Annotated in this window: 16 protein-coding genes; 9 read left to right on the forward strand and 7 right to left on the reverse strand. The window is 63.9% G+C overall.

Translation table 11 applies throughout. From position 1 onward, the window contains the following. Positions 1 to 65 precede the first annotated feature (65 nt). Positions 66 to 914 (reverse strand): enoyl-CoA hydratase, encoded by an 849-nt coding sequence (locus A5784_RS36700; RefSeq protein ID WP_064949775.1) that lies wholly within the window; start codon positions 912 to 914, stop codon positions 66 to 68. Between the two features lie 225 nt (positions 915 to 1,139). Between A5784_RS36700 and A5784_RS36705 the strand changes: the two genes are divergently transcribed. Continuing rightward, a complete protein-coding gene (locus A5784_RS36705; protein WP_064949822.1) occupies positions 1,140 to 2,015 on the forward strand; it encodes an alpha/beta fold hydrolase in 876 nt (291 codons plus the stop codon). On the opposite strand, the gene A5784_RS36710 is transcribed toward A5784_RS36705, so the two are convergent. The 5 genes from A5784_RS36710 to A5784_RS36730 all read right to left on the reverse strand — a co-directional run bounded on the left by A5784_RS36710 (position 1,990) and on the right by A5784_RS36730 (position 6,525). Continuing rightward, positions 1,990 to 2,841 carry an SDR family oxidoreductase gene (locus tag A5784_RS36710; protein WP_064949776.1) on the reverse strand — a complete coding sequence of 284 codons (852 nt, stop codon included), beginning with the start codon at positions 2,839 to 2,841 and terminating at the stop codon, positions 1,990 to 1,992. The genes A5784_RS36705 and A5784_RS36710 overlap by 26 nt on opposite strands. A gap of 3 nt (positions 2,842 to 2,844) precedes the next feature. Further along, complete coding sequence (locus tag A5784_RS39535; protein ID WP_232006396.1) at positions 2,845 to 3,015, reverse strand: hypothetical protein; 171 nt, start codon at positions 3,013 to 3,015, stop codon at positions 2,845 to 2,847. Positions 3,016 to 3,202: 187 nt separating this feature from the next. Beyond that, the gene (locus A5784_RS36720) at positions 3,203 to 4,045 is read right to left on the reverse strand and encodes a mycofactocin-coupled SDR family oxidoreductase (protein ID WP_064949778.1); all 843 of its coding nucleotides are present in this window, start codon (positions 4,043 to 4,045) and stop codon (positions 3,203 to 3,205) included. Beyond that, entirely contained in the window at positions 4,042 to 4,842 is an 801-nt protein-coding gene (locus A5784_RS36725; protein WP_064949779.1) for a mycofactocin-coupled SDR family oxidoreductase, read from the reverse strand. The genes A5784_RS36720 and A5784_RS36725 overlap by 4 nt, the downstream gene beginning before the upstream one ends. Then, complete coding sequence (locus A5784_RS36730; RefSeq protein ID WP_064949780.1) at positions 4,843 to 6,525, reverse strand: flavin-containing monooxygenase; 1,683 nt, start codon at positions 6,523 to 6,525, stop codon at positions 4,843 to 4,845. It lies immediately after the preceding gene. Positions 6,526 to 6,595: 70 nt separating this feature from the next. On the opposite strand from A5784_RS36730, the gene A5784_RS36735 reads away from it, so the two are divergent. The 6 genes from A5784_RS36735 (at position 6,596) to lipP1 (ending at position 13,458) form a co-directional block, all read left to right on the forward strand. After that, positions 6,596 to 7,660 carry a ferredoxin--NADP reductase gene (locus A5784_RS36735; RefSeq protein WP_064949781.1) on the forward strand — a complete coding sequence of 355 codons (1,065 nt, stop codon included), beginning with the start codon at positions 6,596 to 6,598 and terminating at the stop codon, positions 7,658 to 7,660. 207 nt (positions 7,661 to 7,867) lie between these two features. Next, positions 7,868 to 9,049, forward strand: a complete 1,182-nt coding sequence (locus tag A5784_RS36740) for an acyl-CoA dehydrogenase family protein (protein WP_064949782.1) — start codon at positions 7,868 to 7,870, stop codon at positions 9,047 to 9,049. A 10-nt stretch (positions 9,050 to 9,059) separates the two neighbouring features. After that, complete coding sequence (gene bphC, locus A5784_RS36745) at positions 9,060 to 9,968, forward strand: biphenyl-2,3-diol 1,2-dioxygenase (protein ID WP_062830162.1); 909 nt, start codon at positions 9,060 to 9,062, stop codon at positions 9,966 to 9,968. Next, complete coding sequence (locus A5784_RS36750) at positions 9,965 to 11,425, forward strand: FAD-dependent oxidoreductase (RefSeq protein ID WP_064949783.1); 1,461 nt, start codon at positions 9,965 to 9,967, stop codon at positions 11,423 to 11,425. Before bphC ends, A5784_RS36750 begins: the two co-directional genes overlap by 4 nt. Positions 11,426 to 11,611: 186 nt before the next feature. Continuing rightward, positions 11,612 to 12,487 carry an IclR family transcriptional regulator gene (locus tag A5784_RS36755; RefSeq protein WP_064949784.1) on the forward strand — a complete coding sequence of 292 codons (876 nt, stop codon included), beginning with the start codon at positions 11,612 to 11,614 and terminating at the stop codon, positions 12,485 to 12,487. Then, positions 12,484 to 13,458 (forward strand): LipP1 family hormone-sensitive lipase, encoded by a 975-nt coding sequence (gene lipP1, locus A5784_RS36760; RefSeq protein ID WP_064949785.1) that lies wholly within the window; start codon positions 12,484 to 12,486, stop codon positions 13,456 to 13,458. Before A5784_RS36755 ends, lipP1 begins: the two co-directional genes overlap by 4 nt. On the opposite strand, the gene A5784_RS36765 is transcribed toward lipP1, so the two are convergent. Continuing rightward, positions 13,448 to 14,689, reverse strand: a complete 1,242-nt coding sequence (locus tag A5784_RS36765; RefSeq protein WP_064949786.1) for an NADH:flavin oxidoreductase — start codon at positions 14,687 to 14,689, stop codon at positions 13,448 to 13,450. The genes lipP1 and A5784_RS36765 overlap by 11 nt on opposite strands. A 100-nt stretch (positions 14,690 to 14,789) precedes the next feature. Here A5784_RS36765 and A5784_RS36770 point away from each other — a divergent pair, with 100 nt between their 5' ends. After that, positions 14,790 to 15,167 carry a hypothetical protein gene (locus A5784_RS36770; protein ID WP_064949787.1) on the forward strand — a complete coding sequence of 126 codons (378 nt, stop codon included), beginning with the start codon at positions 14,790 to 14,792 and terminating at the stop codon, positions 15,165 to 15,167. Then, complete coding sequence (locus A5784_RS36775; protein WP_064949788.1) at positions 15,160 to 15,783, forward strand: Dabb family protein; 624 nt, start codon at positions 15,160 to 15,162, stop codon at positions 15,781 to 15,783. Before A5784_RS36770 ends, A5784_RS36775 begins: the two co-directional genes overlap by 8 nt. Positions 15,784 to 15,785: the final 2 nt, after the last annotated feature.

Below are 15,785 nucleotides of genomic sequence, written 5' to 3' on the forward strand. Positions count from 1 at the left end.
TCATCGGAACCTGGCTGCGCTCAGCCTGAGCCAAGTCTGCCGCCAGCTGATCACGAACCTCGACGCTAAGCATTGTGCCGCTCCACCATGGCCTTGATATCCATACCCCCCAGGGAATCTGCTGCGACTTCGGCATTGTGTGCGTGCGCGAAGTGGTGGAGCCCGAAGACCGAATCCATTCCGTTGCGCATTCCCATCTGGTCCTCACACTGGTTGACCGCCTTCTTGGTCAACGACAGTCCAAACCGCGGCATCGATGCGATTCGTGAGGCCAATGCGAATGTCGTGCGCTCCAGATCATCACGAGACACGACCCGGTTGACCATGCCGACCTCGTACGCACGCTGAGCGCTGAACCGATCACCTGTGAACAGAAGCTCTTTGGCAAAACGCGACCCCACCATCCATGGGTGGGCGAAGTACTCCACTCCCGGAATCCCCATCTGCACAACCGGATCCGAGAAGAACGCGTCGTCCGACGCCACGATCACATCACACACCCAGGCCAGCATCAGTCCTCCGGCGATGCAGGCACCCTGAACCATGGCGATGGTTGGCTTCGGAATTTCCCGCCATCGCCGGCACATCCCGAGATAGACCTCCATCTCGCGAGCGAACCGTTGGTCCCCGCCAGACCTCTCGAGGTGATCCCACCAAAGCACCGCACGGTTGTCGTAATGAACGTGGTGATCACGCCCAGGAGTGCCCAGATCATGTCCCGCGCTGAAATGCTCACCGGCTCCGGCCAGCACGATGACATCGACCTCGTCATCGTCGACGGCTGACGCGAACGCCGAATCCAGGGCGTACGTCATCACCGAGTTCTGGGCATTCCGATAGCGCGGACGATTCATCGTGACAACCGCGACGCCGTCGCGCACCTGATACGTCACCACATCGGTCTCGTCGTGCAACTGTCCGTCTCCTTGACCACAGATCCCAACAGACACATCGTCACGCCGAAACCACTGGCCCCATCCCGCTGCGTCCACTCACTGGAAGTCATATGACTCACACAGAACTGAGCGTCGATCGATTCAACCTTCCGATGTTCCAGTCATTCGACACTCGGGCTATGCGGGACAACGCGGATGGTGTGTGATCGCATCCGTATCACCTAGAAAGGGCTCTCAATGACGATGCTGACGTTCGAATACCAGGACACATTGCGTGAGGTCACCACCCCGAAAGGAGTTCTGCGCTACCACGAGGCCGGTGACGGTCCGCCGTTACTGATGCTGCATGGCTCCGGTCCGGGAGTGACCGGTTGGCGCAACTTCCGCGGCAACCTCGCCGTGTTCGCCCGGCACTTCCGCTGCTTGATCCTGGAGTTCCCCGGTTTCGGGATCAGCGACGATTTCGGCGGCCACCCAATGGTCGACGCGCAAGGGGCCGCGGTGGCATTCACTGACGCTCTCGGACTCGAGCGCGTCGACGTGATCGGCAACTCCATGGGCGGCGGTGTCGGCGTCAACTTCGCCATCAACCATCCCGAACGCGTCGGGCGGTTGGTGACGATCGGCGGCATCGGCACGAGCATCTTCAGCCCTGGGCCCAGCGAAGGTATCCGACTACTTCAGGAGTTCACCGAGCAGCCGACCCGGACGAAGTTGGTCGACTGGCTGAACTCGATGGTGTATGACCCGAACCTCGTCACCGAGAACCTCATCGAGGAGCGGTGGGCGCTGGCCACAGATCCCGCAACGCTGGAATCCGCACGGCGGATGTACGGCAAGGCCGCGTTCGCGGCGATGATGGAGATGATGCGCACGATGGATTCCCCGATGCCGTGGGCGATCATGCACAAGGTACAGGCGCCGACCTTGCTGACATGGGGACGCGACGACCGGGTGAGCCCGCTGGACATGTCGCTGATACCCATGAAGAGCATCCCGAACGCCGAACTACACGTGTTCCCCAACTGTGGGCATTGGGTCATGATCGAGGCCAAGGAAGCGTTCGAACGAACAGTGCTGCCGTTCCTCGGTGTCAGCCACCTGAACGGGGATAGCTGAGAAAGCGCAGCAGATACCGGGGCAGAGACCTGGCTGGCACAGGAGCCGGCCAGGACTCCGCACGGAAGTACGCATCAGAACCGCCATCAACGAAAACAACGCTTCCACAGAGGAAGTCAGCCGCATCCGACAGCATGAACATCATCCAGTCCGCGAGATGCCCGGCGTCACCGTAGCCCCCGACCGGCACCGGGAAGGATTTGACCGCCTTGGCTTCCTTTGGATCTGCCAACTGCTCGGCCAGCAACGGTGTCATCACGGCCCCAGGTGCCACGGCGTTGAGTCGAATACCCGCACCCGCCCAGTCTGGGCGCACAGCCTGTCTTCGCACCCATCGAGCAACTGCGATCTTGGAGGCGGCATAGATCATCGCAGCGGAAGCCCGTCCGTAGAACCGCACCGCGCGCAGGGCTTTCTCGCCATCACCGGCCAGGAACGCCCGCACAGCTCGCCTCGGTACCGCTGGCGTGGTGGTTGCCGAATTGCTCGCGATCACCACCACTTTGGCGCGATCGCTGCGCGCCAAGGCCGGACGCAACGCATCCAACAGCTCAGTCACGCCGAAATAGTTGACCTGCGCGATGAGACGCTCCCGGCCAGGGATCGGACCGAGCCCTGCCGCCAGCACCGCGCCGTCAAGTACACCGCCGGAAGTGGTCAGTAGTTCACCCACAGCCCTGCGACGACCGCCATCGGTCGACAGGTCGGCCACGATCTCGCTGTCTCTGAGATCAACACCGATGACTTTGTGACCCGCTGCCCGCAACCGTTGCGCCACTTCCCAGCCCATACCGGACGCTGATCCGGTTACTGCATATGTGCCCACCGGTCAGGCTCCTCGCTCATCGGCTTCGGCGCCAAGCGGGGCTCCGGTGGCGCCCGCGATGGGCAGCCGGTGGCCGGCCGGTCTTCCGTCCAGCATGCGGCTCGTGCGTTTGGTGATGCGCCAGCCCTCCTCTCTGCGTTGCAGCTCGAAGTGGTTGGCGGCCTCACGCCACACGAGATACTCCTGGGCCGATGCTTGCCAAGCTTGGTGAGGGAACCGACTGTCTGGCAGTGGCTGTGGACGGCGAAGCAGAACGAATGATTCACACAGCGCCACCGCGTTGTCCTCGCCGACTCCTTCCGAGCCGCCCGCGACCACTGCCCACCTTCCGCACTTGTCGAGATCGATCACCGATTTCTCTTCATCGTTGTGTGCTGCCGCCGTCGACCGGCAACGCGGCGGCGGTGATGTATCGGGCCTCGTCGGATGCCAGAAACAGGCTCGCATTCGCGACATCTTGCGGTTCCACCCACGGGATGTCGAGAAGGTTCATCGACCGCGCCGCCTGTGCAAACTCTGTACGAGTGGGCACGCGGTCCAGGTCTGGCCGAAATGCGCTGCGGACCATGTCATTCTGGATCAGCGGTGTGTCAACGTTGGTCGGGTGGACCGTATTGACCCGAATCGCGTGCGGTGCAAGCTCATGCGCCAAGCTGCGCATCAGGCCGACGATGCCGTGTTTGGCGGCGGTGTAATGACCCACACCGACCAGTCCGCGGTGCCCAGCGATTGAGCTGACCAGGACGATGGAGCCGGCACCGCGCGCGATCAGCTGCGGCGCGGTGACTTTGCAGGTATGGAACACTCCAGTGAGGTTCACATCGAGCATGGTCTGCCAAGTCTGCTCATCCATCTCCGCCATGGCTGCCCTCGATGTGATTCCCGCTGTGGCACAGACGATGTCGAGACCACCGAATTCTGCGACACCGGTGTCGACCGCGGCGGCGAGCCCGTCGACGTCACGGACGTCGACGATCGCGGTCGAGATGCGGCCACCGACTGCTCGCACGAGCCGCGCGGTGTCCGCAAGATCGGTGGGAGTGGCCGGAGGTACGCCCACGGTGGCGATCGGGCCGCAAAGGTCGACGGCGATGACTGCGGCGCCTTCCTCGGCGAAGCGCACCGCCTGGGCGCGTCCGATGCCGCGAGCTGCACCCGTGATGAAAGCTACCTTCCGGGCCAGCCGCCCTTCCCTGTGCGTCATGTCTTTTGGGTGAGACCGGCATCGACGACAAGCTCGGTTCCGGTGATGTATCTCGCGTCGTCGGAGGCAAGAAACACCACGGCGTTGGCAACGTCCACGGGCTCAACCCACGGCACGGGCAAAAGATGGCGGGCCGCAAGTACTCGCGCGGCATCGGCCTCTGTCGGGTCTTCGATGTCGGGGCACAGGCGTCGATACGTTGCCGCGTTGCGAACCATCGGGGTCGCGACCGCGCCGGGGTGCACCGTGTTGACCCGAATGCGTCGCGGGCCGAGCTCGTTGGCCAACGTGCGCACCAGCCCAACCACGGCGTGTTTGCTCGCTGTGTAATGCGCGGAGTTGGCGGTACCGCGTATGCCGCTGGTCGAGCTGATGATGACGATCGATCCACCGTCGTCGCCGAAATGCCTGGCCGTCGCCTTTACGGTGTGCCACACTCCGGTTACATTGACATCGAGGGTGTCCCGCCACGCCTTTTCGGACAGTTCCCACGTCGGGGCTCCGGGCGGATGAATGCCCGCATTGGCCACAACGACGTCCAGGCGTCCGAGCTCGGCAACGGCGGCATCGACCACCTCGGAGAGCACGTGCAAGTTACGCACATCCGCCAACCCGGCGACACAGCGCCTTTCACGCTCCCGCACCGACGCTGCGGTACACCCGAGTTCGTCCTGCATCGCATCGATGTCCACCGCGATCACGTCGGCACCTGCATCGGCAAACCGCTCGCAGTGCGCCCGGCCCGTCCCGCGTGACGCGCCGGTGACCAGGGCAACCTTGCCCGCCAAGGTCGGCATCTAGGATCCCTCGATCAAGGCGAATCCCTTGTAATCGGCGTTGGCGATCTCGGCGCAGATGTCGAGATAGGCTGCAAATCCGCCGATGAACAACATGAAAACCCGCGGCTTTCCCGGAACGTTGGCACCCATGTACCAAGAATTCGCCCGAGGGAACAATGTCGCATCGGCTCGCTGATTGCATTCGAGAACCCAGCCGTCCACGGCTTCCGGTGTGGCTTCCATGGCGGCGTAGCCCTGCTCGTCGAGGTAGGCGATGGCATCGGCGATCCAGTTGATGTGCGCTTCGGCATGCAACACCATGTTCGCCAGCACGGCAGGGGCACCCGGGCCTGACACCAGGAACAGATTCGGGAAACCGTCGACACTCAGGCCCAGGTAGGTCCGCGGTCCATCGGCCCAGGAATCGACGAGCCGCCTGCCCCCGCGGCCGACGATGTTGATCTTGGCCAACGCGCCCGTCATCGCATCGAACCCGGTCGCCAGCACGATGGCGTCAACGCCGTAATGCGCCTCGGTCGTGTTGATCCCGCTTTCGTCGACGGATTCGATGGGCGTCTTGCGAACGCTGACCAACCTGACATTGGACCGATTGAACGTCTGAAAATAGTTGGAGTCAGTACAGATTCGTTTCGTTCCGATCGGATGATCGGTGGGAATCAACAACTCCGCGAGCTCAGGGGCGTCGATGAGCGCGCGGATCTTCTCCTCGTAGAATTTGCGCGCCTCCTCGTTGGCCTCGATGTTCGTCATCTGATCGGCGAAAGTCTTGGAGAACAGCACACCGCCGAGATTCCAGCGCTCTTCGAACGCCGCGCGGCGCTCCTCCGGAGTGGCTTCCATGGTCAGTTTCGGGTGGGCCACGTGCGGCGACCCTCCGCCGCTGCGCCACGACTTGTGGCGCCGCTGCGCGTAGTTGGCCTTGATCTCGGCGATCTCAGCATCGGTCAGTGCGCGGTTGCCAGCCGGGACACTGTAATTCGGCGTGCGTTGGAATACGTACAGCTGCTCTGCTTGTTCGGCGATCACCGGAATCGACTGGATGCCCGATGATCCCGTGCCGATGACGGCGACGCGTCTGCCGGTGAAATCGACGCCCTCGTGCGGCCAATGCGCGGTGTGGTAGATCTCGCCGGCGAAGGTTTCCAGTCCGGCGAAATCCGGCGTCAACGATGCCGACAGTGGCCCGGTGGCCATGACCACGAACCGCGCAGCGACAGTGACCGTACCGGCGGCACCCTCGGCGGTCACCCGCCAGAGCAACGCATCCTCATCGAACACGGCAGAGCTGACAACGGTGTTGAACGTGATCCCGCTGCGGAGATCCAGCCGGTCGGCCACCCAGTTGATGTACTTGAGGATCTCGCCCTGAGTCGCGTACTTCTCGGTCCAGGTCCATTCCTGCTGAAGTTCCTCGGAGAAGGAATAGCAGTAGTCGACGCTCTCCACGTCGCAGCGAGCACCGGGGTATCGGTTGAAGTACCACGTGCCGCCCACATCAGGTGCAGCCTCGAACACCCGCACGGACAGTCCCTGCTCACGGAAATGGTGCAGAGCGTACAACCCCCCGAACCCTGCTCCGACCACAACTACATCGACATCGAACCCGGTCACGCTGCTCACGCACCGTACGGTAGGGCCTCCGATCCGCACCGCCGGTGGGGTTTCCCGGTGAGCGGGCATCCCATAATTTCGTCCCGGCCATTGGACGAGCGCCCGCACCCGCGGTGTTGCCCCGACCAAGATGGCACGCATGACCGACGTGGAATCCGCCCCGACGGAGACAACCCGTGTGCGTACCGTGGTGGTTACCGTCAGCGAGGTCGTCGACGAAAGCCACGACGCTCGCTCACTGGTACTGACCGTGCCCGACGAGCACCGCGATCGGTTCGCCTACCGCCCCGGGCAGTTCTTGACACTGCGGGTGCCCAGTGACCTCACGGGTGCGGTAGCCCGTTGCTACTCTCTGGCAAGTTCACCGCATACCGACGAGTCCCCGAAGGTCACCATCAAGCGAACCGAAGGCGGATACGGTTCAAATTGGCTGTGCGACAACATTTCCTCCGGTGACACGATTGAGGTTTTGCCTCCGTCCGGAGTGTTCACCCCAACCAGTCTCGACGGCGACTTCTTGCTGTGGGCCGCGGGCAGCGGTATCACACCGGTGATGTCGATCTTGAAATCCGTGCTGGTGGCCGGCACCGGCCGGGTCATCCTGTGCTACGCCAACCGCGACGAGAAGTCCGTCATTTTCGCAGCCGAGTTGCGTGAATTCGCAGCGCGCTATGCCGGCCGGATCACGGTGCTGCACTGGCTCGAATCGATTCAAGGCCTGCCAACCCACGCTCAGCTCAGCGCATTCGCGAGCATGTTCAGCGGCTACGAATCGTTCATCTGCGGACCAGCGCCCTACATGGCCGTGGTCAGGGAGGCGTTGACAGAGGCCGGCGTTCCGCGGGACCGGATCCATCAGGAAGTATTCCAGTCGCTGACCGGCGATCCGTTCGCCGAGGTAACCGCCGAAACGCTCGTTGTCGACGACACGGACGCTGCCGAGGCCGAGATCCAACTCGACGGCCAGGTGCATACGTTGCGATGGCCGCGCGGGCGCAATCTCGTAGAGACCATGCTGGCCGCAGGCATCGCCGTGCCCTACTCGTGTCGGGAAGGCCATTGCGGTTCGTGTGCGGCAACCACGATCGAGGGCGAAGTCGCGATGGGCAATGCCGAGATTCTCGAGGACGACGACATCGCCGATGGCCTTTTCCTGGCCTGCCAGGCTTGTCCACGGTCACACAAACTCAAAATTGAGTTCTGAAACCCGTTTTTCGACCCCCTCTGCCGACCGGCATTTCGGTATCTCACAACAGCGTCGCCGTTCGGTCAGGCCGCTTCTGTCGGTACTGTTGCACCCGGGGCGATTCGTGTTCCGGCGGCTGGGAATCCGTAATTCCAGTGCTGATTCACGTCCACTCACTGGGACAGCCGCGACGGCTGGGCAGCTGATGAGTCCACCATCAGAACCATGACGAAACGGGTGATCGACAGTATCGCGGAGCTGGCCGAGCAGCTCCGCGGGCAGGCCGCCGAGGCGGAGAAGATCGGTAAGTTGACCGACGACACGGTCAAGACCATGAAGCAGGTGGGCTCCATACGGCTGCTGCAGCCGAAACGGCATGGCGGACTTGAGGTTCACCCGCGCGAGTTCGCAGAAACTGTGATGGCCACCGCGGCCCTGGATCCCTCCGCCGGGTGGATCAACGGTGTCGTGGGCGTACATCCGTACCAGTTGGCATACGCCGATCCCCGTGTCGGGGAGGAGATCTGGGCCGACGACATCGACACCTGGGTGGCCTCTCCTTATGCACCGCAGGGTGTGGCCAAACCGGTCGAGGGCGGCTATATCTTCAACGGCCGGTGGCAGTTCAGCTCCGGCACCGACCATTGTGACTGGATCTTCCTCGGAGCCATGATCGGCGATGCAGACGGCAAGCCGCTCACGCCCCCACAGATGCTGCATATGATCCTGCCCCGCAAGGATTATGAGATCGTCGAGGACTCGTGGGATGTTGTCGGCCTGCGCGGTACCGGCTCCAAGGATGTCACCGTCAAGGATGCGTTCGTGCCGTCGTACCGGACGATGGACGCGATGAAGGTGATGGACGGCACCGCCCAACGCGAAGCCGGTATGACCGAGACGCTCTACCTCATGCCGTGGTCGACCATGTTCCCGCTCGGCATTTCTTCGGCGACCATCGGTATCGCCGAGGGTGCACTGGCCGCCGCTCTCGACTACCAGCGCGAGCGCGTCAACTCCAGCGGTGTCGCGATCAAGGACGATCCCTATGTCATGTATGCCATCGGTGAGGCGGCCGCCGACATCAACGCGGCGCGTCAGGAACTGCTCGCCAATGCCGACCGCATCTACGACATGGTCGACGCCGGCGAGGAGGTGTCGTTCGAGGACCGGGCCGCGGGACGACGCACGCAGGTGCGTGCCGTGTGGCGGGCGGTGTCGGCGGTCGACGAGATCTTCGCCAGGTGCGGCGGGAACGCAGCGCGGATGGACAAACCGCTGCAGCGCTATTGGCGCGACGTCCACGTGGGGCAGGCGCATGCGATCCACGTTCCCGGCACCGTTTATCACGCATCGGCATTGAGCTCGCTCGGTGTGGACCCCCAGGGTCCGCTGCGGGCGATGATCTGAGGGGAACACAATGGCCTTGATCAAGAGCCTGGGCTACGTGACCGTCCAGGCGACCGATATCGAGCGGTGGCGCCATTTCGCCTTCGGCGTATTGGGTTTCGCGGAAGGCGGCGGGCCCGATCCCGCGACGCTGTACCTGCGCATGGACGAGCGCGCCGCCAGGATCATCGTCACGCCCGGCGATACCGACAAGATCGTCACCGTCGGCTGGGAGGTTCGCGACCACGCAGACCTTGAGGAACTCAAAAGTGCACTTGACGCCGCCGGCGTTCCGTACAAGGAACTGTCACTGGCGGAGGCCGATGCCCGACGCGTTGAAGAGGTCATCGCATTCGACGATCCCGCCGGCACCTCGCTGGAGGTATTCCACGGCGCGGTACTCGATCACAGTCCCGTGGTGACACCGTTCGGCGCCAAGTTCGTCACCGGTGAACAGGGGCTGGGCCACGTGGTGCTGCCTGCATTGGACGTCAACGGACTGTTCGAGTTCTATACGCAGGTACTCGGGTTCAAGTCGCGCGGCGCGTTCCGGGTGCCGGTGCCACCAGAATTCGGGCCGGTACGGGTGCGGTTCATGGGTGTCAATCAGCGTCACCACAGCCTGGCCATCTGCCCGGCGTCGAACCTGCGCGACCCCGGGTTGATCCATCTCATGGTCGAGGTCGACACCCTCGACGCAGTCGGCCAGGCCCTGGACCGCGTGAACAAGGACGGCTTCCAGTTGTCGTCGACACTCGGGCGGCACACCAACGACAAGATGGTGTCGTTCTATGTGCGTGCGCCCGGCGATTGGGACGTCGAGTTCGGCACCGAAGGTACGCGCGTCGACGAAACCTATTACACCGCCGAAGAAATCACGGCCGACAGTTACTGGGGCCACGAGTGGGTATCTGATCTGCCCGCGGCCATGCGCCCGTGAACACCGAAGTCGTTCCAGTTGCGGTGGGCGACATCGCCGGCTGGGATCACGAAGCCGATGTAGTCATCGCAGGCTATGGCGTCGCCGGTGCCGCCGCGGCGGTCGAGGCGGCACGTGGCGGCGCCGACGTGCTGGTGCTGGAAAGGACCTGCTCGTGGGGCGGGGCCGCAGCGATGGCGGGCGGATTCATCTACCTCGGCGGCGGTACGGCGCTGCAGACCGCGTGCGGTTTCGACGATTCCGTGGAAGATATGGCCGCATTTCTGAATGTGGCCATGGGTCCGGGAGCTGACACCGAGCGCATCGCCGACTACTGCGAACACAGCGTCGCGCATTTCGACTGGCTGGTCGGTTGCGGTGTGCCATTCAAGGCGGAGTTCTTCGGTGAGCCCGGCTGGGAGCCGATGGGTGACCAAGGTTTGATGTTCAGCGGCGGAGAGAACTCCTTCCCGTTCAACACCGTGGCGCGGCCCGCCCCCCGCGGTCACGTCCCACAGATGTCCGGCAAGAAGCAAGGTGAGGCCAGCGCCGGCTACATGTTGATGAAGCCGCTCGTCGAGACGGCGACGGCGGCGGGGACGCGGGCCCTCTACGACGTCCGTGTTCAGCGGCTCGTCGTCGATACCGGAGGGCGAGTCGTCGGCCTCACCGCCCGCCGCTACGGCAACCCGGTCGCGATTCGAGCGCGGCGCGGGGTCGTGCTGGCAACCGGCAGCTTCGCATACAACGACTCCATGGTGGCGCAGTACGCTCCGCGCATTGCGGGTCGTCCGGCAGCGTCGATCGAGCAGCACGACGGACGAGCTATTCGTATGGCACAGGCGCTGGGCGCCGATCTCGCACACATGGACGCCACCGAGGTCGCCATCTTCGCCGATCCGCAGCAGTTGGTGCGTGGCGTCCTGGTCAACGCCCGCGGCCAACGCTATGTGCCCGAGGACACCTACCCAGGCCGTATCGGCCAGCTGACGCTCTACCACCAGGACAACACCGCCTATCTGATCATCGACGGTGAGGCTCACGAGGAGGCCATGTCCTCACCGACACCGCAGCTGATGTTCCGGCCACCGACCTGGGTTGCCGATACCGTGGCCGAACTCGAAGAGGCAATCGGGTTGCCGCCGGGCTCGCTGCAGCACACGGTCGAGGCCTACAACGACGGTGCGACTCGAGGCGAGGATCCGCTTCTGCACAAGAAGCCGCAGTGGCTCAGGCCGATCGGCGCGCCACTGGGTGCCATCGATCTGAGGGAGAGCACGGGCGGATTCACGCTCGGCGGTCTGGCCACCACCCTTGACGCTGAGGTTCTCCATGTCAGCGGCGAACCCATTCCGGGCCTGTATGCGGCGGGCAGATCGACTGCCGGCCTGGCGGCGTGGGGGTACGCCAGCGGCATCTCGCTCGGCGACGGCAGCTTCTATGGTCGCCGGGCCGGGGCCGCCGCAGCCCGTGGTTGAGCGCCTCGGATGCAGCTGACATCAGCTCCCTCGCCCGACTGGTGAAGTCCACTGCCCACACTGGCCGGGCACCTCCCTGACCGTCCGCGACCGGTCCCAAGATGTGACAGCAGACACACGTTTGTGGTAGGTATATTCCTATTAGTCATATAGCGACTAGTCATATCGCCGCTCACGGAGGATGCCATGACCGCGACCATCGAACAGTTCGCGACCACCGCCACGAAGACCGCTGCCGACGCGCCCAGCGCGGTCATTGATCGCGTCTCCGCCGTTCTCGACGCATTCGACGGACCAGGCCGGCTCACCCTGGCGCAAATCGTGCGGCGCACCGGGTTGCCCCGTTCGTCTGCACATCGGTTTCTCGAGCGACTCGTGGAACTGCGTTGGGTGCGTCGTATCGGGCGCGACTACGAACTGGGGATGCGCCTCGTCGAGCTGGGATCGCTTGCGGTGCACCAGGACCGTCTACACAAAGCGGCGATCCCGATCCTGCACAAGCTGCATGCCGCCACGGGTCTGGTTGTTCACCTGGCTGTCCTCGACGGACCTGATGTGGTCTACATGGAGAAGGTGGGCGCCAGGATGGCCACAGCGATCCCGACGCGCGTCGGCGGCCGCCAGCCGGCACATTGCGCAGCGGTCGGCAAGGCCATGTTGGCGTTCGCAGACGATCACGCCATCGAGCTGCTGGGTACCGACCTAGGGCAGCAAACCAAGTACTCGATCCGTACCCATGCTCAGTTGAGCAACGAGTTGATGAAGGTACGTGCGCACGGCGTGGCATTCGATCGCGAAGAATCACTGCGCGGCTTCGGCTGCGTCGCTGCCCCTGTGGGTGACCCCGGCGACGCTGTTGCCGCGATCTCGGTCTGTGGTCCGATGAGTCAGATCGTTTCGCTGGACCAGCAACTCGTTGCACCGGTGCGGATGGCGGCGCTCGGAATTTGGCGGTCGATGGAAGGCGCCCCGGTCCCGGCGGCCTTGCAGCATATGCGGCCCTTACGGGGCGGGCCGGCGGCCTCGATTGCGCCTGCGGCGAGTAGCCCGCAGCCGGCATGAGCGACCATCACGACGCAGCGCCCGGTGTGACCACCGGGCTCGATCCAGAGATCGCCGACATCATCGAGGCGTTGGACTCCGGTTTCCCAGCCGTCCACACCATGACCGGCGAGCAGGCACGTGCCGCGATCCGGTCTCGATTCGTGCCCGTGGCGCAACCAGAAGCCATGGGCGCCATAGAGGATACGACCGTTCCCGGTCCGGCCGGAATGGTGCCGGTTCGGATCTATCGGCCGCGCACCGCCGGCCCCGTACCTACCCTCGTATTCGCGCATGGCGGCGGTTGGGTGTTCTGCGATCTCGACAGCCACGACGAGCTCTGCCGTGACCTCGCCAATCGCATTCCCGCCGTGGTGATCTCCGTGCACTATCGACGAGCCTCCGAGGAAGGCGCATGGCCGGCCGCAGCCGAAGACATGTACGCCGCCACGTGCTGGGCGGCCGACCAGGTTTCGACGTTGGGCGGCGACCCAGGCGCCCTCATGGTTGGCGGCGACAGCGCCGGGGGCAATCTCGCTGCCGTCACCACGGTCATGGCGCGTGACCGCGGCGGCGCCGAGTTGGCGGGCCAGCTGCTGCTGTATCCAGTCATCGCCGCCGATTTCGATACCGATTCCTACCGCCGGTTCGGCGAGGGCTTCTACAACCCCCGCCGCGCGTTGCAGTGGTACTGGGACCAGTATGTCCCCGACATCTCCGACCGTGAGCACCCGTATGCATCTCCTCTGCAGGCCGATCTCGCCGGCTTACCGCCCGCAATCACCTTCGTCGCCGGCCACGATCCGCTCCGCGACGAGGGTTTGGCGTATGCCGAAGCGCTGCGGGCCGCGGGTGTGTCGAGCGTTACGCGAGTGTTCGACGGAGGAGTTCACGGCTTCATGACCATGCGTGCTCTCGATATCTGCCGGCGTGCTCGCGCTCAGGCCTGCGTCGATGTGGCAACCGTACTCGGCCACAAGGTCACTGGGTAATAGCGGAGCCGTTCGGGGTTTCGAGGACCAACGGGGCAGCGGCACCGTAACGCTGCTCCGGGTCCAGGACGCAATGGGTGCGATCGAATACCGTCACCATGCACCGGTTGTTGTGATTGCAGCGGCTGCGGACGCTGCGGTCGGCGCGCATCCGGTTCACCAGATCCGGCTCACGCAGCAGCGCACGACCCATTGCCAGGAAATCGAACCCCTCCCGCAACCCGACTTCGAGGTTTTCGCAGTTGGTGATGCCACCCAGCAGAATCAACTTGGTGTTGCGCATCAACGGAACGAATTGGCGTGCGGCAGAGAGCATGTAGAGATCCTCGTAGGGATAGCTGCCCATCGCCCATTTGCCCGCGATTCGGATCGCCGGCCGCATTGCCCGCGGCATGACCTGGGCGAACTCTCGCACCGGAACATCCCCGCGGAACAGGTACATCGGCTTGAAAACCGATGATCCCTGGGTCAGCTCGATGGCGTCCAAGGTCTCGTCGACATCCAACAGCTGCGCGGTCCGCAACGCTTCGTCGATCCAGATGCTGCCGGGCAGACCGTCGTCCATGTCCAGTTTGGCGATCACCGCGACCCGGTTCCCGACCACCTCCCGAACGCGCTGCGCGATCTCGCGCACGAAACGTGACCTGTTGTCGATATCGCCGCCGTACTCGTCCCTGCGCCGGTTGATCAGCGGACTCAAAAAGGAGCTTGGCAGATATAGGTGTCCGAAATGCAGTTCCACCGCGTCGAATCCGGCGTCCACGGCGACCTGAGCGGCGTCGCCGAACTGGTCGATCACCATGCCGATCTCACTTCGTTTGATCTCCCGGCAATAGGCGAACGAGGCCGGATTGACAAACCGGCTCGGCGCCATGGCCGTCACGCCGGTCAGCCGCTTCTGCGCCACCACACCGGCATGCCCCAGTTGCGCCGAGATGGCTGCGCCGGCATGGTGCACCGCGTCGGTGAGTTTGCGCAGGCCCGGTAACGCCGCCCCGTTCATGACGATTTGTCCCGGTGCACTGGCGGCCTCTGACGACACGCAGCAATAGGCAACCGTGGTCATGCCGACGCCGCCGGCGGCGAAGGTCCGATGGAACTCGACGAGGTCGTCGGTGACAAGGCCGTGCGGCGACCGGCCCTCTGAGGTCGCAGCCTTGATCGTCCGGTTGCGCAACCGAATTGGCCCAAGCTGAGTCGGGGCGAACGGGTCTGCGCTGATGTCGGTCATTACGCTACTGTCACCCTCCCCGAGGGTGCGGTCAACGCCGCTTTCCCATTGGCCGGGAGCGCACAGCCGGGAATACCAATGTCATCCTTAACCTCGTTGCATGGCCGACAACGAAGTCAGGAAAGTCGTCTATGTCATCGACCGCGTGCTGACCCAGTGCGGCCAGGCGCGGGCGTTCATCGATCGATACCTCACCGAGTATGCGCCCGGCGCGCGCGAGCGCGGTATGACGCTGGAGCACGTTCTGGTCAGCCCACCGATCTGGTTCGACGACCAACCCAACACCGTCACCGTTATCTGGAGCCTGCCCGACCCGCTGGCCTGGTGGCAGATGACCTGGCAAGGCCGCCCAGACCCGTCGCTGGCCCAATGGTGGTCGAGCATAGCCGAATTGGTGCAAGAGCGATCGCGTTCGGTTGCCGCTTCGGCCGCGGATGTCGACACCCTGTGCGGAATGCAAGGAGAGACCGATGTATAGCGTTACCCGCCTGATCGATGTCACCACGAATCATCGCTCCCGCCTGCTGACGACACTTCGTGACACCGCGACGGCCACCGATGCACAGAGCTGGATCGTGGCGGCCACCGAACCCTGTTCACGCAACGGAGGCGACCTACTGGTCCATCTGCGTTTCGCCGACAAGGGCCAATGGCGATGCGTGGCAGATCAGTTCGCATCGGTATTGGCAGATCCGGAAGTCACGCGGGTCAACGGTGTGACCTACCAGGGCACGCCGGTCAGCACCGGTACGCCGGGCACGGTTTACCGGACTCTGCTGGTGCGGGTGGCGCCTGAAGCCGATTCGGACACCGTTGCTCGCTTCGAGGCAGAGCTGCGATCGATGCCACGCTACGTGGACACCATCCGCGCGTGGCAACTGAGCCGGGTGATCGACTCCGTCGGGGCGACATCATGGACCCACGTGTTCGAGCAAGAGTTCACCGACGTCGACGGTCTGATGGGCCCTTACCTCATGCACCCGATTCACTGGGCGGTGGTTGATCGCTGGTTCGATCCCGAGACCACCGATGTGATTGTCCGCGACCGGGTGTGCCACAGCTTCTGCAGCATCGCCCAACCCGCGCTGTCCTGACC

Origin of the sequence: Mycobacterium sp. 852013-50091_SCH5140682, assembly GCF_001665685.1 — a bacterium.
Classification (GTDB): domain Bacteria; phylum Actinomycetota; class Actinomycetes; order Mycobacteriales; family Mycobacteriaceae; genus Mycobacterium.